Origin of the sequence: Shinella zoogloeoides, assembly GCF_003574625.1 — a bacterium.
Lineage (GTDB): Bacteria > Pseudomonadota > Alphaproteobacteria > Rhizobiales > Rhizobiaceae > Shinella > Shinella zoogloeoides_A.
This window is the reverse complement of sequence record NZ_QNUJ01000004.1, coordinates 47,655-66,394: the sequence shown is the minus strand read 5'-3', so window position 1 is coordinate 66,394 and position 18,740 is coordinate 47,655. Positions and strand designations below refer to the sequence as shown.

Annotated in this window: 15 protein-coding genes; 4 read left to right on the top strand and 11 right to left on the bottom strand. The window is 66.0% G+C overall.

Annotation, left to right across the window (positions count from 1 at the left end; all coding sequences use genetic code 11):
• Positions 1–2: 2 nt before the first annotated feature.
• The 3 genes from DSD28_RS08700 to panC all read right to left on the bottom strand — a co-directional run bounded on the left by DSD28_RS08700 (position 3) and on the right by panC (position 2,593).
• Positions 3–737: an AzlC family ABC transporter permease gene (locus DSD28_RS08700; protein ID WP_119256007.1), complete on the bottom strand. Its 735-nt coding sequence runs from the start codon at positions 735–737 to the stop codon at positions 3–5.
• Between the two features lie 161 nt (positions 738–898).
• On the bottom strand, positions 899–1,723 hold the full coding sequence (gene panB, locus DSD28_RS08695) for a 3-methyl-2-oxobutanoate hydroxymethyltransferase (RefSeq protein WP_119256006.1): 825 nt from the start codon (positions 1,721–1,723) through the stop codon (positions 899–901).
• A gap of 6 nt (positions 1,724–1,729) precedes the next feature.
• Entirely contained in the window at positions 1,730–2,593 is an 864-nt protein-coding gene (gene panC, locus DSD28_RS08690) for a pantoate--beta-alanine ligase (protein ID WP_119256005.1), read from the bottom strand.
• A gap of 281 nt (positions 2,594–2,874) precedes the next feature.
• Here panC and DSD28_RS08685 point away from each other — a divergent pair, with 281 nt between their 5' ends.
• The 4 genes from DSD28_RS08685 to DSD28_RS08670 all read left to right on the top strand — a co-directional run bounded on the left by DSD28_RS08685 (position 2,875) and on the right by DSD28_RS08670 (position 7,309).
• A complete protein-coding gene (locus tag DSD28_RS08685; RefSeq protein ID WP_119256004.1) occupies positions 2,875–4,947 on the top strand; it encodes a DEAD/DEAH box helicase in 2,073 nt (690 codons plus the stop codon).
• Positions 4,948–5,015: 68 nt separating this feature from the next.
• Positions 5,016–5,843, top strand: a complete 828-nt coding sequence (locus DSD28_RS08680; RefSeq protein ID WP_119256003.1) for a TIGR02587 family membrane protein — start codon at positions 5,016–5,018, stop codon at positions 5,841–5,843.
• 7 nt (positions 5,844–5,850) lie between these two features.
• Positions 5,851–6,261, top strand: a complete 411-nt coding sequence (locus DSD28_RS08675; protein ID WP_119256002.1) for a TIGR02588 family protein — start codon at positions 5,851–5,853, stop codon at positions 6,259–6,261.
• A gap of 130 nt (positions 6,262–6,391) precedes the next feature.
• Entirely contained in the window at positions 6,392–7,309 is a 918-nt protein-coding gene (locus DSD28_RS08670; RefSeq protein ID WP_119256001.1) for a M23 family metallopeptidase, read from the top strand.
• Here the strand turns inward: DSD28_RS08670 and ligA are convergent.
• From ligA to DSD28_RS08630, 8 genes are all read right to left on the bottom strand, one after another.
• The gene (gene ligA / locus DSD28_RS08665) at positions 7,296–9,458 is read right to left on the bottom strand and encodes an NAD-dependent DNA ligase LigA (RefSeq protein WP_119256000.1); all 2,163 of its coding nucleotides are present in this window, start codon (positions 9,456–9,458) and stop codon (positions 7,296–7,298) included. The genes DSD28_RS08670 and ligA overlap by 14 nt on opposite strands.
• A 230-nt stretch (positions 9,459–9,688) precedes the next feature.
• Positions 9,689–11,359, bottom strand: coding sequence for a DNA repair protein RecN (recN, locus tag DSD28_RS08660; RefSeq protein WP_119255999.1), 1,671 nt, complete (start codon positions 11,357–11,359; stop codon positions 9,689–9,691).
• Between the two features lie 21 nt (positions 11,360–11,380).
• Positions 11,381–12,247, bottom strand: coding sequence for an outer membrane protein assembly factor BamD (locus tag DSD28_RS08655; RefSeq protein ID WP_119255998.1), 867 nt, complete (start codon positions 12,245–12,247; stop codon positions 11,381–11,383).
• 154 nt (positions 12,248–12,401) lie between these two features.
• The gene (gene lpxC / locus DSD28_RS08650; RefSeq protein ID WP_119256375.1) at positions 12,402–13,361 is read right to left on the bottom strand and encodes a UDP-3-O-acyl-N-acetylglucosamine deacetylase; all 960 of its coding nucleotides are present in this window, start codon (positions 13,359–13,361) and stop codon (positions 12,402–12,404) included.
• A 331-nt stretch (positions 13,362–13,692) separates the two neighbouring features.
• Complete coding sequence (gene ftsZ, locus DSD28_RS08645) at positions 13,693–15,450, bottom strand: cell division protein FtsZ (protein WP_119255997.1); 1,758 nt, start codon at positions 15,448–15,450, stop codon at positions 13,693–13,695.
• Positions 15,451–15,546: 96 nt separating this feature from the next.
• The gene (gene ftsA / locus DSD28_RS08640; protein WP_119255996.1) at positions 15,547–16,878 is read right to left on the bottom strand and encodes a cell division protein FtsA; all 1,332 of its coding nucleotides are present in this window, start codon (positions 16,876–16,878) and stop codon (positions 15,547–15,549) included.
• The gene (locus DSD28_RS08635; RefSeq protein ID WP_119255995.1) at positions 16,875–17,795 is read right to left on the bottom strand and encodes a cell division protein FtsQ/DivIB; all 921 of its coding nucleotides are present in this window, start codon (positions 17,793–17,795) and stop codon (positions 16,875–16,877) included. The genes ftsA and DSD28_RS08635 overlap by 4 nt, the downstream gene beginning before the upstream one ends.
• The gene (locus DSD28_RS08630) at positions 17,783–18,709 is read right to left on the bottom strand and encodes a D-alanine--D-alanine ligase (RefSeq protein ID WP_119255994.1); all 927 of its coding nucleotides are present in this window, start codon (positions 18,707–18,709) and stop codon (positions 17,783–17,785) included. Before DSD28_RS08630 ends, DSD28_RS08635 begins: the two co-directional genes overlap by 13 nt.
• Between the last annotated feature and the right edge of the window lie 31 nt (positions 18,710–18,740).

Below are 18,740 nucleotides of genomic sequence, written 5' to 3'. Positions count from 1 at the left end.
GCTCATGCCTCCCCTTCAACGGTATCGCCGATGGGCGCCGCGCTCTCTTCCCCGTCGATGGGCATGACAGCGGCGACGGCGATGCCGGCCAGCGCGCCGAGGCTGACATGCCAGGGCGAGCCGACGAAATGCAGCGCCAGGATCGAGCCGACGGACGAGGCGAGCACCACCGGCAGCCAGTTCGCCCGGCTGCGGAAGCCGAGCACCAGCCCCATGAAGTAGATCGGCAGCAGCACGTCGATACCGATGGCCTTGGGATCGCCGATGAGGTTGCCGAGGAAGCCGCCGAGCAACGTCAGGAAGAACCAGGGAATATAGACGCTGAGGCCGAGCACCAGAAACCAGACATAGCCGACGCGAATGCCGGCATCGGCCCGCCGCTCCGTCTCGGCGAATTGCGGATCGACCAGCAGGAAAAGCCCGGTCGCCTTCTGCCAGAAGGTGAAATGCCGGATATGGGCGGCAATCGCCGCCGAATAGAGCACGTGGCGGAAATTCACCGCGAAGATCGACAGCACCACCAGCCACGGCGCGACATGATGATTGAACAGCTCGACGCCGACGAGCTGGCTCGCGCCGGCATAGAGCGTGGCGCTCATCAGCGCCGCTTCGGCGATGCTGAGGCCGTTATCGACGGCGACGGCGCCGAACAGCACGCCGAACGGCGCGGCGGCGAGCGCGATGGCCAGCCCGCGCCGGGCGGCGTCGCGGATTTCTTCTTTCGTGGCGGGTGTCATGGGTTCTGCTCTCTTGCGTTGGCTGAAGCCATAGAGCAGGCACGGTCCACCGGCAAACCAATATGGCTGATGGACCGTTCAGCAGGATTGATCGATCGGCGCCCTGTGACGACCGGCGCTGATGGATGAAGATCAGGAGGCGGGCCTCCTGATCTTCAGGCTCAGCTCTTCTTGAGCTGGAACGTATGCTCCGGTCCCGGGAAGCTGCGGGCCTTCACCTCCTCGGCATAGGTGGCGAAGGCTTCGCTCATCACCGGCGCGAGATTGGCGAAATGCTTGACGAAGCGCGGCTTGAAGTCGGTGAAGATGCCGAGCACGTCGTCGACGACGAGAACCTGGCCGTCGCAGGCCGGCGATGCGCCGATGCCGATGGTCGGCGCCTTGATCTCGGCGGTCACCTCGCGCGCCACCGGCTCGACCGTGCCCTCCACCACGATGGCGAAGGCGCCGGCATCGTCGATGGCCGCGGCGTCCTTGCGGATCTTGTCGACTTCCTTGTCGTTGCGGCCGAGCGTGCGGTAGCCGCCGGTCGTGTTGATGAGCTGCGGCATAAGCCCGACATGGCCGAGCACCGGAATGCCGCGCTGCGTGAGGAAATGCACCGTCTCGGCCATTTCCGCGCCGCCCTCGAGCTTGATAGCCGAACAGCCGGTTTCCTTGAGCACGCGGGCGGCGGTTGCGAAGGCCTGCTCCTTGGACTGCTGGTAGGAGCCGAACGGCAGGTCGACCACGACGCAAGCATTGGACGAGCCGCGCATGACGGCCTGGCCATGGGCGATCATCATCTCGATGGTTACGCCGACGGTCGAATCGAGGCCGTAGAGCACCATGCCGAGACTGTCGCCGACCAGCATGAAATCGACATGCGGGTCCATCAGCTTGGCAACCGGCGTCGTATAGGCGGTGAGACTGACGATCGGGCGCTGGCCCTTCAAAGCCTTGATGTCGGCGGGAGCCAGACGGCGTTTGGCGGTGTGTACGCTCATATCACGCTACCTTTTCGCGTTTTTCGGGCCGATGACCCGGTTATCGAGGAGTTTCGTGCCCCCAAAGCGCACGAAAAGCAACAAAAGAACCGGCCTGTCGCCAACGCTGCCGATCTCGGCCAGCGTGTCGGGATCGCGGATGGCGACCACTTCGGGCCTTGCCAGCGGCTCCGCGGCGATGAAGGCCGTCACGGCCGCTTCCAGCCGCTTCGCATCCGTCCCGCCCGCCGCGACCAACCGCTCGGCCTCTTCCAGCGCGCGCGGCACGATGGCGGCGGCGGCACGCTCTTCCGCGGACAGGTAGACATTGCGCGAGGAGCAGGCGAGCCCGTCCGCCTCGCGCACCGTCGGCACGCCGACCACCTCCAGGGGCTGCGCGAGATCGGCGACCATGCGGCGGATGATGGCGAGCTGCTGGTAGTCCTTCTCGCCGAAATAGGCGCGGTCGGGACCGGCGATGTTGAAGAGCTTGGTCACGACCGTCGCGACGCCGGCGAAATGGCCGGGACGGACGGAGCCTTCCAGCTCCGCGCCGAGCGTCGGCACGTCGACCACGGTTTCCATCGGCCGCGGATACATGTCGGCGACGCCGGGGGCGAAGAGATAGTGGACACCCGCCGCCTCCAGCATCGCCTGGTCGCGGGCAAGGTCGCGCGGATAGCGCGCGAGATCCTCGTTCGCGCCGAACTGCAGCGGATTGACGAAAATGGTGGCGACGACGATGTCGTTGTCGGCGAGCGCCCGGCGGGCAAGCTCCATATGGCCGACATGAAGATAGCCCATGGTGGGAACGAGACCGATGGTCCGGCCGTCCAGGCGGTGCGGCGCCAGCGCCGCGCGCAGGTCCGCGATGGTGGTGAAGGTCTGCATCGCCGGTTCCTCCTTGCTCTCGCCCTCTCCCGCGGGCGGCCCTGTCCGCATGCCTTCTCGGGAGCATTTCGGGGAGCGCCGTTTTCTATCTTGTGCAGCGCAAAAAGACAATCGGGAAAGACTCTTGCCCGCCATCGCTTAACCCGCTGGGCAGCTTTGCGTTTTGCGCACTGTACATTTGCGGCAAGGAACAGTAGAGAGCGCCCACACACGCCCGTTACGCGCGGGCTTGAGAGTGCGGTGCAAGATCGCCGCTGAACCCGAATTCCGAAAGACCCCCTATGACGAGTTTCGAAGGCCTCGCTCCGGCGATGGCAAAGGCGTTGGAAAAACGCGGCTATACCACATTGACGCCGGTGCAGATCGCCGTCTCCGACCCGAAGATCGGCGATGCCGACGCGCTGGTCTCCGCGCAGACCGGCTCCGGCAAGACCGTCGCCTTCGGCCTCGCCGTCGCCCCGACGCTGCTTGACGGCGAAGAGCGCTTCGGCCGCGCCGCAAGCCCCCTCGCCCTCGTCATCGCCCCGACGCGCGAACTTGCCATGCAGGTCAAGCGCGAGCTGGAATGGCTCTACGAGATGACCGGCGCCGTCATCGCCTCCTGCGTCGGCGGCATGGACGTGCGCACGGAACGGCGCGCGCTGGAGCGCGGCGCCCATATCATCGTCGGCACGCCGGGACGCCTGCGCGACCACATCACCCGGGGCAATCTCGATCTTTCCGACATCCGCGCCGTCGTGCTCGACGAGGCCGACGAAATGCTCGACCTCGGCTTCCGCGAAGACCTCGAATTCATCCTGGAAGCCGCGCCGGAAGACCGCCGCACGCTGATGTTCTCGGCCACCGTGCCGAAGGAGATCGCCGCGCTCGCGAAAAACTACCAGCGCAATGCGATGCGTATCTCGACGGCCGCCGAGAAGGAGCAGCATGTCGATATCGACTATCGCGCCCTGCTGACCGCGCCTGCCGACCGCGAGAACGCCATCATCAACACGCTGCGCTTCTACGATGCGCAGAACGCCATCGTCTTCTGCTCGACGCGCGCGGCGGTGAACCACCTGACGGCCCGCTTCAACAATCGCGGCTTCTCGGTCGTCGCCCTTTCCGGCGAACTCAGCCAGAACGAGCGCACCCACGCCCTTCAGGCCATGCGCGACGGCCGCGCCCGCGTCTGCATCGCCACCGACGTCGCCGCCCGCGGCATCGACCTGCCGAACCTCGAGCTGGTCGTCCATGCCGACCTGCCGACCAATCCCGATACCCTGCTGCACCGTTCGGGCCGCACCGGCCGCGCCGGTCGAAAAGGGGTGAGCGCCCTGATCGTGCCGCTCAACGCCCGCCGCAAGGCCGAGCGCCTGCTTCAGATGGCGAACCTCAAGGCCAACTGGGCGACCCCGCCCTCGGCCGAGGAGATCCTGCGCCGCGACGACGAGCGCCTGCTCGCCGATCCGCTGCTTTCCGACAAGGTCACCGAAGACGAAGAAGCAACGGTCGCGGCGCTGGTCGAGAAATTCGACTCCCGCCAGCTTGCCGCCGCCGTCACGCGCTTCTTCAAGGCCGGTCGCTCCGCGCCGGAAGACTTGATCGAGGTCTCGCTCGAGCAGCGCAAGCCGCGCGAGCGCAGCAACGATGCCATCCCGGCCGAGACCAAGCGCCCCCGCGACAGCTTTGCCGCCAGCGTCTGGATCTCCATTTCGGTCGGCCGCAAGCAGCGGGCCGAACCGCGCTGGCTGATCCCCATGCTCTGCCGCAACGGCAACATCACCAAGAACGAGATCGGCGCGATCAAGATGCAGCCGGAGGAGACCTATGTAGAGCTCTCCGCCGACGCCGCCGACGGCTTCCTCGGCGCACTCGGCCCGAACAGCATGCTGGAGCGCGGCATCAGCGTGAAGGTGCTGGACGGCATGCCCGACCTGACGCCGCAGTTCTATGAGCGCACGCCCGGCGAGAAGACCCAGCGCTACGACCGTCCGGAGCGCCGCGCCGACTGGAAGCCGAAGGGCGAATTCGAGAAGAAGGGCGGCTACGACAAGAAGCCGCGCTTCGACAAGAAACGCGATTTCGACAAGCCGGAAGGCGCGAGCGCCAAGCCGCATTGGAAGGACCGCGGCGACAAGCCCGACTTCAACAAGGGCGATGTCGACAAGAAGCCCCGCTTCGAGAAGAAGCGCGACTTCGACAAGCCGGAGGGCGCAAGCGCCAAGCCGCACTGGAAGGATCGCGAGGACGGCGGCAAGAAGCCTGCCAAGCCCTTTGCCGGCGCAAAGCCCTTCAAGGGCAAGCGCGACGAGACGTTCACCAAGCCCGGCGACGCCCGCAAGCCGAAGGGCAAGAAGCCGGATCGGCATTGAAATGCGCGCGGTGCGGAACTTGCAGGTCCGCACCGCGTTTCCCCCGCGCTTTGCGAGGGGATTCATGAATGGCCGTTGCCGAGGATGAGACAAGCGGGTTCAGCCGGTTCGTAACCGGTCTGGGGCGCGGCGTCGCGGGCGCGCTGTTCCTTGCGCTTCCCATGCTGATGACCATGGAGATGTGGCATCTCGGCTATTACATGGCGCGCGAGCGTCTTTTCCTGCTCCTGCTTCTCAACATTCCGCTGCTTGTCCTTCTCGCCCACCGCATCGGCTTCGAGAATATCTCGACCTGGCGCGAGGCGGTGCGCGACGCCATCATCGCCTATGGCATCGGCATCGTGACGAGCCTCGTCGTGCTGGCGGCGCTCGGCCTCCTGCGCGGCGGGATGCCTGCGGCCGAGATCGTGGGAAAGACGGCGCTGCAATCGGTGCCTGCCAGCATCGGAGCCATGCTCGGCCGCAGCCAGCTCGGCCATGAGGAGACGGACGACGGGAAGAAAGGCACCTATCCCGGTGAGCTCCTGCTGATGGCGACGGGCGCCCTCTTCCTCTCGCTCAACATCGCGCCGACCGACGAGATCGTGGTGCTCGCCTACAAGATGACGGCATGGCACGCGCTTGTCGTCGCCCTGTTGTCGATCACCCTCATGCACGGCTTCGTCTACGCGGTCTCCTTCATCGGCGGCCACGAGCTTTCGCCCGAGACGCCCTGGTGGCACGCCTTCGTGCGCTTCACCCTGCCCGGCTACGTGGTCGCGCTCGCAATCTGCGTCTTCACGCTGTGGATATTCGAGCGGCTCGGCGACAGTTCGGCCGTCGAGATCATGCTTTCCGTCATCGTGCTCGGCTTTCCCGCCTCGCTCGGTGCCGCCGCCGCGCGGCTGATCCTGTGAGGCTGCCATGACGCGCTCCGGCACAAGCCGCCACCGCGAACGCCACGACCCGCACTGGATCGAATGGCTGACAGGGCTCGTCTCCGCCGTCCTGATCGCCGGAATGCTCTCATGGATAGGCTGGGAAGCCGTCACTCGCAAGGCGACCCCGCCCGACCTTTCCATCAGGGTGCTGGCAACGGAAGCCACCGCCGCCGGCCACCGCGTCGCCTTCGACATCTACAACTCCGCCACCACCACGGCCGCCTCCGTCACCGTGATCGGCCGGCTGACGGAGGGCGACAGGATCGTCGAGGAGAACCAGGTCACCTTCGACTATGTCGCCGCCGAATCGAAGTCGACCGGCGCCATCCTCTTCCGCAACGATCCTGCCGGCCTGGACCTGGACATCCGGGCCGCCGGCTATACCGATCCTTAGGAAAGGGCGATAAGTTGCGGAAAGGATTCTGAAAAGCGGAACCAAATCCATCCACGCGGATTGTCCAGCAACGATAACACCCGTGTCCGGTGGTGAGGGAGGGCATGGCTGATCCAGCAAGGTCGGAACCATGGAACTGCCTCTTCTCATCCTGTTGACGACCCAGGTCCTGCTTCCGCTCTTCTTCCTGCTGTGGCTCTGGCTGCCGCGCCCCGTCGACCGGCTGGGCTGGGCGATGCGCGTGCTCTACGGAGCGAGCTACTTCGCCCTCATCCTCGTGATCGGCCGCTGGGATTTCCTAAGCGCGGATCTGGCGCTGGTCCTGCCCATCCTCTTTGTCGCCCTCGCCGCCCTCTCCTACCTGCGCGTGCGGGATCGCCCATGGAACGGAGCCCGCTCCGCCATCCGCAAACATGGCCTGACGGCGGCGATGGCGGTCTTCTTCCTCGCGCTGACGGCCCGCGCGCTTTCCGGCTACGGCTATCAGGAAACCGCGGTGGAGCTTGCCTTCCCCTTCGGCCCGGGCACCTACTATATCGGCCAGGGCGGCGGCGCGACGGCGATCAACTACCACCATGCGGAGCGGAGTCAGCGCTACGCGCTCGATATCGTCGCGCTGAACCGTTTCGGCGCGCGGGCAAACGGCCTGATGCCCGAGAACCTCACCGACTATGTCATCTTCGACCGCGAGGTGAAGAGCCCCTGCACGGGCGTCGCCATCTCCGCCCATGACGGCATCGCGGACAATCCCATCTCACAGACCAATACGAGCGAGCCCGCCGGCAACCACATCATCCTTGCCTGCGGCACGGCGCGCATCCTGCTCGCCCATTTCAGGAAGGGCTCGATCGCCGTTTCGGGCGGCGCGATCGTCACGGAGGGCGAGACGCTCGGCCGGGTGGGCAATTCGGGCAACTCCTCGGAGCCGCACCTGCACATCCACGCCTATCTCGGCGGCACGCTCGAACCCGATACCGGCCTCGGCGTGCCGATGACCTTCGACGGCGGCCGTTTCCTGGTGCGCGGCTCGACCGTCACGATCCCTTGATGCGGTCGAACCAGCCGTCCTCGTCGATCACCTCGACATCGAACTCGCGCGCCTTGTCGAGCTTGGAGCCCGCACCGGGGCCGGCGACCACGAGGTCGGTTTTCTTGGAGACCGAGCCCGCCACCTTGGCCCCCAGCCGCTCGGCCATGGCCTTGGCCTCGTCGCGCGTCATCTTCTCCAGCGAGCCGGTGAAGACGACCGTCTTGCCGGCAACCGGGCTCGACGTCGCCACCACCGCCTCGGCGGCCTCCGGCACCACCTCCTCGAGAAGCCGGCCGAGCACGTCGAGATTGCGCGGCTCCTTGTAGAATTCCACGATGGCCCGGGCGACGACCTCGCCGATGCCGTCGATGCTGTTGAGCTCGCTCCACGCCTCGCCCGAAAGCGGCGCCGCCGCCTTCATCGCCTCCTCGAAGGCGGCATAGGTGCCGTAGGCGCGCGCCAGGATCTTGGCATTCGTCTCGCCGACATGGCGGATGCCGAGCGCATAGATGAAGCGGTTGAGGGCAATGGAGCGCCGGGCATCGATGGCGTCGAAGAGCTTGCGAACGCTGACCTTGCCGAAGCCGTCGATATTCTCCAGCTTGAGCAGCAGCGAGGCTTCCTGCCGCCGCTTGAGCGTGAAGATATCGGGCGCCGTGCGGATCGACAGCGACGGGTCCTCCGCCTCGAAGAAGAAGTCGATCTGCTTGGAGCCGAGCCCCTCGATATCGAAGGCGTTGCGCGAGACGAAGTGCTTCAGATGCTCCACCGCCTGCGCGCGGCAAACGAAGCCGCCGGTGCAGCGCGTGACGGAATCGAGCCGGCCCGTCTTCTCGTGGCGCTCGCGCACGGCGTGGCTACCGCAGACCGGGCAGGTCTTGGGGAATTCGTAGGGTTGTGCTTCGGCCGGCCGCTTTTCCATCACGACGTCGAGCACCTGCGGGATGACGTCGCCGGCCCGCTGGACGATGACGGTATCGCCGATGCGGATATCGTGTCCCTCCTCGCGGATGCGCTCGCCGCTGTTGCCGATGCCCTCGATATAATCCGCATTGTGCAGCGTGGCATTGGTGACGACCACGCCGCCGACGGTGACGGGCACGAGGCGCGCGACGGGCGTCAGCGCGCCGGTGCGCCCAACCTGGATATCGATCTTCTCGACGGTGGTGAACGCCTGTTCGGCGGGGAACTTGTGCGCCGTCGCCCAGCGCGGCGAGCGCGAGCGGAAGCCGAGACGCTCCTGCAACGCCAGCTCGTCCACCTTGTAGACGACGCCGTCGATATCGTAGTCGAGGTCCGGTCGGGCAAGGCCGATCTCGCGGTAATGCGCGATGATGTCGTCGACGCGGGTCAGCCGCTCGGTCATCGGGTTGACGGGGAAGCCCCAGGATTTCAGCACGCCGATCATGCCGAACTGCGTGTCCGCCGGCATGTCCGACATCTCGCCCCAGGCATAGGCGAAGAAGCGCAGCTTGCGGCTCGCCGTCACCGAGGCGTCGAGCTGGCGGAGCGAGCCGGCGGCCGTGTTGCGCGGATTGACATAGGTCTGCTTGCCTTCCGCCGCCATCTTCTCGTTGAGCGCGAGGAAGTCGCTCTTGGCCATGTAGACCTCGCCGCGCACCTCCACGACGGCCGGCGCGCCGGCCGGCAGGCGGTCGGGGATTTCAGTGATGGTCAGCACATTGGCCGTGACATTCTCGCCCGTCGTGCCGTCGCCGCGGGTCGCAGCGGTCACAAGGCGGCCGTTCTCGTAGCGGATCGACATAGAAAGCCCATCGATCTTCGGCTCGGCGGTGAAGGCGATCGAATCGTCCGGCAGGCGGCCGAGGAAGCGGTAGACCGAGGCGACGAAATCCCGCACGTCTTCATCGGAAAACGTATTGTCGAGCGAGAGCATCGGGCGGGAATGGGTGATCGGCGCGAAGGTCGCAAGCGGCGCGGAGCCGACGCGGCGCGACGGGCTGTCATCGCGGACGAGCGCGGGAAAGCGCGCCTCGATCGCCTCGTTTCGGCGCTTCAGCGCGTCGTAGTCGGCATCCGAAATCTCCGGCGCGTCCTGCCCGTGGTAGAGCTCGTCGTTGCGCGCGATCTCCGCCGCCAGATAGGCAAGCTCCGCTGCTGCTTCTTCTTCGGTCAGGGTCTCGACGGGGGTCTTCGCGTTCGCCATGGCATGCTCCGGATTTGGGAGTCGTTTTAGAGCAAAGCTGACGAAAGGAAAGATGCGAGGGCACGGATGAGCCAGCCCCTCATCCCGCTGCCGCGACCTTCTCCCCGGAAACGGGGAGAAGGGCCATGCCGCCAGGATTTCCCGCATCACTGAAGAATGGCGAAAACAGCGCGACATCCTCCTTCTCCCCGCCTGCGGGGAGAAGGTGCCGGCAGGCGGATGAGGGGCGGCTATACCCCGCCCGACAGCAGCCGCGCGGCCGCCGCCCGAGCCTCGTCGGTCACGGAGGCGCCGGCCAGCATGCGGGCGATCTCTTCCGTACGGGCGCCGTCGTCCATGCGGGCGACGCGGGTGGCGACGGTCTCGCTGCCCTCCACCGGCCCCTTGGAGATGAGGAGATGCGTCGCCGCCCGGGCCGCGACCTGCGGGGCGTGGGTGACGGAAAGCACCTGCACCGTGGAGGAGAGCCGCTTCAGCCGCTGGCCGATGGCATCGGCCACCGCGCCGCCGACGCCGGTATCGATTTCGTCGAAGACGAGGGTCGGGGCCGAGCCGCGGTCGGCAAGCGCGACCTTCAGCGCCAGCAGGAAACGCGACAGCTCGCCGCCGGACGCCACCTTCATGATCGGGCCGGGACGCGTGCCGGGATTGGTCTGGACATGGAATTCGACCGTATCGATCCCCTCCTCCGCCCCGCCTTCGGGATCGGTGGTAATCTCGACGGTGAAGCGCGCGCGCTCCAGCTTGAGCGCCGGCAGCTCGGCCATGACGGCGGCGGCCAGCGCATCGGCGGCATGGTGGCGCTTTTCCGAAAGCGCGCGGGCGGAGACGGCATAGGCCGCGCGCGCCTCGTTGAGACGCGCTTCGAGCTGCACCAGCTTCTCCTCGCCGGCATCGAGATCGGCAAGGTCGGCGATCATCTTCGCCGCAAGCGCCGGAAGGCCGGTAACGGGAACCGAATATTTGCGGGCGGCGGCGCGCAGCGCGAAAAGCCGCTCTTCCGTGCGCTCCAGTTCCTTGGGGTCGTATTCCGTCTTGCGCAGCGCTGCCTCGACGGCCATCTGCGCGTCGGAAAGCTGGTTCAGCGCCTGGTCGAGCAGTTCGACCGTCTCTTCCAGCAGCCCCGGCGCCTCGTGGCTCTTGCGCTCCAGCCGGCGCACGAGCGCGGCGATCAGCGGCACGGGCGAGGCATTGCCGTTCAGGAATTCGCTCGCCTCGTTGACGTCGCCGGCGATGCGCTCGGCCTTCATCATGCGGGCACGCACTTCGGCCAGCGCATCCTCCTCGCCGTCCTGCGGCGAAAGGGTCTCCAGCTCCTCGACGGAGGAGCGCAGATAATCCGCCTCGCGCGCGGCGGCCTCCACCTTCTCGCGGTGGCGGCGCAGCGTGCGCTCGGCATCCTTCCAATGATGATACAGCGCGCCGACATCGCCCGCCGCTTCCGCAAGGCCGCCGAAGGCGTCGAGCAGCAGACGGTGCGCGTCCGTATCGACCAACGCGCGGTCGTCATGCTGGCCATGAATCTCGACGAGAAGCTGACCGGCTTGCCGCATCAGCTGCACGGAGACCGGCTGGTCGTTGACATAGGCCTTGGTGCGGCCGTCGGCCGATTGCTGGCGGCGGAAGATGAGGTCGCCGTCGTCGTCGATGCCGTTGTCGCGCAGGAGCGCGCGCGCCGCGTGGCTCATCGGCACGTCGAAGACGGCCGTCACCTGGCCGCGCTCGATGCCGTGGCGCACCAGCGAACCGTCACCACGCCCGCCGAGCGCCAGCGAGAGACTGTCGAGAAGAATGGACTTGCCGGCGCCCGTCTCGCCCGTCAGCACGGAAAGACCCGGCTCGAATGAAAGGTCGAGCCGTTCGATCAGGACGATATCGCGGATCGATAGCTGCGCCAGCATTGCCGCATCGTTTCTCTTCGCTCAGGCGCCGATCAGCTTCTTGCCGGCGCGCGCGATCCAGGAACCGGAATTTTCACGCGGCTCGAGACCCTTGGTCTGCAGAAGCTTGTAGCTGTCGGAATACCACTGGCTGTCCGGGTAGTTGTGGCCGAGAACGGCCGCCGCCGTCTGCGCTTCGCTGTCGATGCCCATCGCGTAGTAGGTCTCGACGAGACGCGCCAGCGCCTCCTCGATCTGGTTGGTCATCGGATACTTCTCGACGACGACGCGGAAACGGGTCGCCGCGGCGATATATTCCTTGCGCTCGAGATAGTAGCGGCCGATCTGCATTTCCTTGCCGGCGAGCTGGTCGCGGGCAAAGCGGATTTTCGCCTGCGCATCCTCGACATATTCCGAGTTGGGATAGTTGTCGACGACGGCCTGCATAGCCTCCATCGTCTGCTGCGAGGCGCGCTGGTCCTGCGTCACGCTCGGGATCTGCTTCCAGTAGGCAAGGCCGATGATGTACTGCGCATAGGCCGCATCTTCCGACCCCGGATAGAGCGACAGGTAACGCTTGCCGGCAGTGATCGCCTCTTCGTTGCGGCCCTGGCGATAATTCGTGAAGGCCAGCATGACGAGCGACTTGCGCGCCTGGTCGGAGAACGGGCTCTGGCGGTCGACCGCCTCGAACTTGCGGCCCGCCTCACCCACCTTGCCGGCATTGAGGTTGGCAAGGCCCTGATTGTAGAGCGTGTCCGGGGATTCGGCTTCGCCGGTCAGTTTCGTGATGTCGATGTCCGGGTCCGACTGGCAAGCAGAAAGACCAATCGAAGACGCCGTAGCGAAAAGCGTAAGATAGACAATGCGCGCCGTCTTCTTCACACCAACAGACCCTGCAACAACCATGTGACAATCCCAGTTAACGGCACTTGAAGCGGACAGGCCGCACACGCGCCCCGCGTTGTATCTCCAAATACAGGAAGATCGCAACGCCATGCCGACGCATTAACGCATTTTTATGGCAATCGTACCGGGAGGATGACGCCGGGCTGCCCCTGGCTCAAAGAGACCAGGGCGCGAATTCCGGAGCGTTGACGGCGATCAGCTCGCGCTGGCCGGCGCGCGAACGCGGTGCGGAGGCCTCGACCACCTCATAGGCGGTGCGGTCGCTGAGCAGCGCCTTCAGCGCATAGGCATTCATCTTGTGGCCGCCGCGATAGGAGCGGTAGCAGCCGATGAACTGCGCACCGGCAAGGGCGAGGTCGCCGACGGCGTCGAGCGTCTTGTGGCGGACGAACTCGTCCTTGGCGTAACGCAGGCCCTCGACATTGATCACGGTGTTGTCGTCGGAGATGACGACGGAGTTTTCCAGCGACGAGCCGAGCGCATGGCCGGAAGCCCAGAGCCGCTCGACATCGCGCATGAAGCCGAAGGTGCGGGCGCGCGACAGCTCGTTGCGGAAGGTGGTGGAGGTCAGGTCGCCCTTCCAGGACTGGCGGCCGATCAGCGGGCAGTCGAAATCGATCTCGACCTCGAATCGCGTGCCGCCGTCATAGGGCAGGAACTCGGCCCAGGAGGCGCCGGCTTCGATTCGCACCGGCTTGACGATGCGGATATAGCGGCGCTTCACGGAGAGCGCGACGAGGCCGACCTGGTCGATGGCGTCGATGAAGGGGGCGGAGCTGCCGTCCATGATCGGCATTTCAGCGCCGTGCACTTCGATCAGCACATTGTCGAGGCCGAGCGCGTAGAGCGCAGCCATGACGTGCTCGACCGTGGCGATCGACGCTGCGGGGGAAAAGCCGAGGACGGTGCAGAGGTCGGTGTTGCCGACCTGCGAGGAGACCGCGCGGTATTCGCTGACCGTGCCGTCGTCGTGCAGGCGCTGGAAGACGACGCCGCTGTCGGCCTCGGACGGATTGAAGGTGATCGATACGGCCGCGCCGGAATGGACGCCCGTCCCGGAAATCGTCACCGGGCTGGAAATCGTCGTCTGGAAACCGAGCATACCGATCGTCATCTGCATTCGCCTTATCTTACTATCGGCTCATTCTTCGCCGATATTGTCTGTCCAGGGCTCAGGAAGCCATTCGCCGGACGCGCTACGTCCGCCGACTTTCATGCCGGACCGTCTGGAGTGTGATGTGCGCTCCGGCAAGGCCTTCCGCGCGAATCCTGACTATCCCCTTTGCCCAGCCTGAATGTAGTAGGCCCCTCACCTTCAGACAAATCACTGTTTCTTTCGTTTTGTTACGCATGTTTCAGCTAACAAGTTATTGAAAGGAAACGGAAATAAAAATGCCCGGATCGGCGATCCGGGCATCTTGTTTCAGGGGGCTACCCGAAGGGCCTCAGTTGGACTGCCGGCGGAGGAACGCCGGGATTTCCAGCTGGTCGTCTTCCTGCAGCGCGCGCGGCTGCGGATTGGCGCGGCCGTGGTCGTCGAGCTGGCCGCGACGCGGTGCGTAGAGGCTGGCTTCGGCCGAGAGCGGGCGGCGCTGCTGCTGGGCGGCAGGGGCGGCCTGCTCCTGTGCATGCGCTTCTTCATGACGGCCGAGCGACGAGGTCAGGCGCTTGAGGAGCCCCATCGGGCCGCGTTCTTCCTGGTGTCCCATGGCCGGCTGCTGGGCGGTGCGGTGGTCGATTTCGGCCTGCACGACCGGCGGGAAGTCCTCGATCTTCGGCATGCGCATGGCCTGCGGCTCCTGACGGATGATCGGAGCGGCGGGCTCGACGCGCTGCTGCATGACCGGGGCCTGCTGCACGGGCTGCTGGACCGGGACCGAACGCTGGACGACCGGCATTTCGGCGGGCGCTGCGAAGATGCGGTTCTGCAGGCGCGGCTCTTCGTGATGCGCGGCGACCTGCTGGACCGGTGCCGGGCGGCTTGCCGAGATGGCGAGTTCCCGCTCGAGGTTTTCCTCGGAAGCGCGGATCGCTTCGGCAATCGGGTCGATGACCGGCTGCTGGGCGACGGGCTGCTGCATGACCGGCTGGTGCTGCATCACGGGCTGCTGCGCGACAGGCTGCGGAGCGGCGGCGACGGGCTGGACCTGCGGCTGGACCGGAACGGCGGCCGACGGACGGACTACTGGCTTGCTATGGCCGCGAAAGTCAGCAGAACGACCGGCCACCTCCGAGGCCGAGCGGTCGATGCCGGTGGCGACGACGGAGACGCGGATGAGGCCTTCGAGCTCTTCGTCGAAGGTGGCGCCGAGGATGATGTTCGCATCCGGATCGACTTCCTCGCGGATACGGGTCGCAGCTTCGTCGACTTCGAAGAGCGTAAGGTCGCGACCGCCGGTGATGGAGATCAGCAGGCCCTGCGCGCCCTTCATCGAGGTTTCGTCCAGCAGCGGGTTGGCGATGGCGGCTTCCGCAGCGGCCATTGCGCGGCCTTCGCCCGAAGCTTCGCCCGTACCCATCATGGCGCGGCCCATCTCGCGCATCACCGAGCGGACGTCGGCGAAGTCGAGGTTGATGAGGCCTTCCTTGACCATCAGGTCAGTGATGCAGGCGACGCCCGAATAGAGCACCTGATCAGCCATCGCGAAGGCGTCGGCGAAGGTGGTCTTGTCGTTGGCGATGCGGAAGAGGTTCTGGTTCGGGATGACGATCAGCGTGTCGACCGACTTCTGGAGTTCCAGTATACCTTCTTCGGCGAGGCGCATGCGGCGGCCGCCTTCGAAGTGGAACGGCTTGGTGACGACGCCGACGGTCAGGATGCCCTTGTTGCGGGCGGCCTGCGCGACGATCGGGGCAGCACCCGTGCCGGTGCCGCCGCCCATGCCGGCGGTGACGAAGCACATGTGGGTACCGTTGAGGTGGTCGATGATCTCGTCGATGCACTCTTCGGCGGCCGCGCGGCCGACTTCCGGCTGCGAGCCGGCGCCGAGGCCTTCGGTGACCTGGACACCCATCTGGATGATCCGCGAAGCCTTGGTCATGGACAGCGCCTGGGCGTCGGTGTTGGCGACGACGAAGTCGACGCCTTCGAGGCCCGCGGTGATCATGTTGTTGACGGCATTGCCGCCGCCGCCGCCGACACCGAAGACGGTGATGCGGGGCTTCAGCTCAGTGATGTCCGGCTTCTGCAGCTTGATAGTCATTGCATTGTTCCTTTCGTTTCCGGCCGCTTCGCCCAGCCGGTCTATTCACGATACTCGTTGTCGGTCTTTCCCGGCGGCGCGCCGCCGGGAAACCCGTCAGAAACTTTCCTTCAGCCACTGGCCCATGCGGGCTATGCGGCCGTTGCCACCCGTGAGCTGCGAGAGCATGCCGCCCTGCACAGCGTGTTCTTCCAGTTCCGCGACCTGCGGATAGATCATGAGGCCCACCGCGGTCGAAAAGGCCGGGCCCTTCGCCGCCGTCGGCAGGCCGGACACGCCGAGCGGCCGGCCGATGCGGACATTGCGGGCGAGGATGCGGCGGGCCGCTTCCGGCAGGCCGGTCAGCTGGCTTGCGCCGCCCGTCAGCACGATCCGCTTGCCCACGATCGGCGAGAAGCCGGAGCGCTGGATGCGATCGCGGATAAGCTCGAGCGTTTCCTCGATCCGGGCCCGCACGATGCGCGAGATGAGCGTGCGCGGCACGTGGGTCGGCTGGTCGCGGTCGTCCTCGCCGATCGGCGGGACGGTGATGATGTCGCGCTCGTCGCCGGCGTTCGGCAGCGCCGAGCCATGGACGACCTTGAGGCGTTCGGCATCCTCGATGCGGGTCGAGAGGCCACGCGCTAGGTCCGTGGTGACGTGGTGACCGCCGAGCGAGACCGCGTCGGAATGCACCAGCTTGCCTTCGGCGAAGACGGAGATCGTCGTCGTGCCGCCGCCCATGTCGATGCAGGCGCAGCCGAGCTCGACCTCGTCGTCGACGAGGGCCGAAAGGCCGCTCGCATAGGGCGTCGCCACCATGCCCTCGACGGAGAGGTGCGCGCGGTTGATGCACAGTTCCAGGTTCTTCAGCGCGGTGCGCTCGGCCGTCAGCACATGCATGTCGACGCCGAGGACGTCGCCGAACATGGAGAGCGGATCGCGGATGCCGCGCTCGCCGTCCAGCGAGAAGCCGGTCGGCAGCGAATGGAGGATGGCGCGGTCCTGGCGCAGCGACTGCTGGCCGGCGACGGCGAGCACCTTGCGCAGATCGTTGGCGTCGACTTCCTGGCCGCCGAGGTCGATGGTGGCGGTGTAGACGTCGCTCTGCAGGCGGCCGGCGGAAACGTTGACGATCAGGCTCTCGATGGTGAGGCCGGCCATGCGCTCGGCCGCGTCGACGGCAAGGCGCACGACGCTCTCGACTGCGTCGAGGTCGGTGATCACGCCGTTCTTCACGCCGCGGGATTTCTGGTGGCCGATGCCGATCACTTCGACATTGTGCGTGCGGCCCGGCAGGATCTCGCTCTCGGCGCGCGGCGTCAGCCGGCCGATCATGCAGACGATCTTGGTGGAACCGATGTCGAGGACCGAAACGACGTGAGCACGCTTGGAGGAAAGCGGCTTCAAGCGCGGCAGGCCGAAATGGGACGAACCGAAAATGCTCATGTGCGTTTCGCTGCCTTCTTCAGGTCCTTTGCCCTCTGCTCGACCGCCGCATTGCGGCGTTCCAGCGCCCCTTCCGTGAGCCGCACCGTGGTGCGGTCCTCGAGCCGCAGGTCGACCGCGGCGATGTCCCGTTCCAGCAGCCCCTCCTCGCCTTCCAGCGTCGCCAGCATGTCCATGGCGCGCGGCACGTTGTGCTCCGGCAGCTTCACGACGATGCCGTTGTCGAGGCGCAGGTCCCAGCGGCGGCCGGCGACCCGGATATAGGCCTTCACCCGCGCCTTGATCTCCGGCCAGTTGTCGAACTCGTCGGCAAAGCCGGCGGCGGCCGTCTCGGCGTCGCGGCCGACGAAGAGCGGCAGCGAGGAGAACTTGTTGTCACGCAGCGGCGCGATCACCGAACCGTTCTTCTCGATCAGCGACAGGTCGTTGCCGTGCTGCCAAATCGCGAAGGCCTCGCGCTCCTTGAGCGCGATCTCGATCGTGCCCGGATAGACCTTGCGGACGGAAACGTCCTGCACCCAGGGCAGATCGGCGAGCTTGGCGCGCGCATCCTTGACGTCGAGCGCAACCAGCGAGGTCGTGCCGTCGAGGCCGAGGCGTTCGAGGATGTCGATCTCGGAGGTCTCGCGGTTGCCGGAGACCTTCACGTCCTCGATGGCAAAGCCCATCGCGGTGGTCGAGGCCTGGGCGAAATCCTGCGAATGGCCGCCCAGCGACATGCCGTAAAGGCCGGTCGAGCCGAGGAACAGCACCGTCGCGACGCTGCCGGCATGGCGCGGAATGGCGATGCGACCGGCAGCAAGGCTGACGAGGAAACGCACGACCCGGCGCAGCGGCCGCGGCAGCACGCGGCCGGCTTCCGGCTCGGAAAGCCCGGCGGGACGCACCCTGCTCTTCCTGAGGCTCAACGCAAGCACGACGCGTCCTCCACCATCCACTTCAAGAACTCACCAAAGGAATGGCCGGCGTGGTCGGCCATTTCGGGCACCAGGGAGGTAGGGGTCATGCCGGGCTGGGTGTTGATCTCCAGCCAGATAAGCTCGCCATTCTCGGAAAAACGGTCGTCGTAGCGGAAGTCGGAACGGCTGACGCCACGGCACCCGATCGCTTGATGCGCCTTGAGTGCGAGTGTTTGTACTTTTTGGTAAATATTCGGTGAAATTTGCGCCGGGATGACGTGTTTCGAACCGCCTTTTACATATTTGGAATCGTAGTCGTAGAAGGAATGCCCCTGCGGAATGACTTCCGTGACGCCGAGCGCGACATCGCCCATGACGCCGCAGGTCAGCTCGCGGCCATAGACGTAGCGCTCGACCATGACGCTGTCGCCATAGCGCCATTCCGAGGAGGTGATGATCTGCGGCGGATGCGACTGGTCTTCCTTGACCATGACCACGCCGAAGGACGACCCCTCACGCACGGGCTTGACCACATACGGCGGCTTCATCGGATGGCTGGAGGTGAAGTCGAAGCGATTCATCAGGCGCTGCTCGGCAACAGGAATGCCGGCCGCCTTGGCGATGATCTTCGCCTGCGCCTTGTCCATGGCGAGCGCGGAAGCGAGCACGCCGGAATGGGTATAGGGGATTTCCAGATATTCGAGGATGCCCTGGATGGTGCCGTCCTCGCCGAAGGGACCGTGCAGCGCATTGAAGGCGACGTCCGGCTTGAGATCGGCGAGCACGCTGGCGACGTCATGGCCGACATCCACGCGCGTGACCCTGTAGCCGACAGCCTCGAGCGTATCGGCGCAAGCATTCCCCGACGAAAGGCTCACCGGCCGTTCCGACGAAAAACCACCCATCAGCACCGCGACATGCTTCACGCTCATAGAACCCTCGACTGTATTCCGCACACTGCCC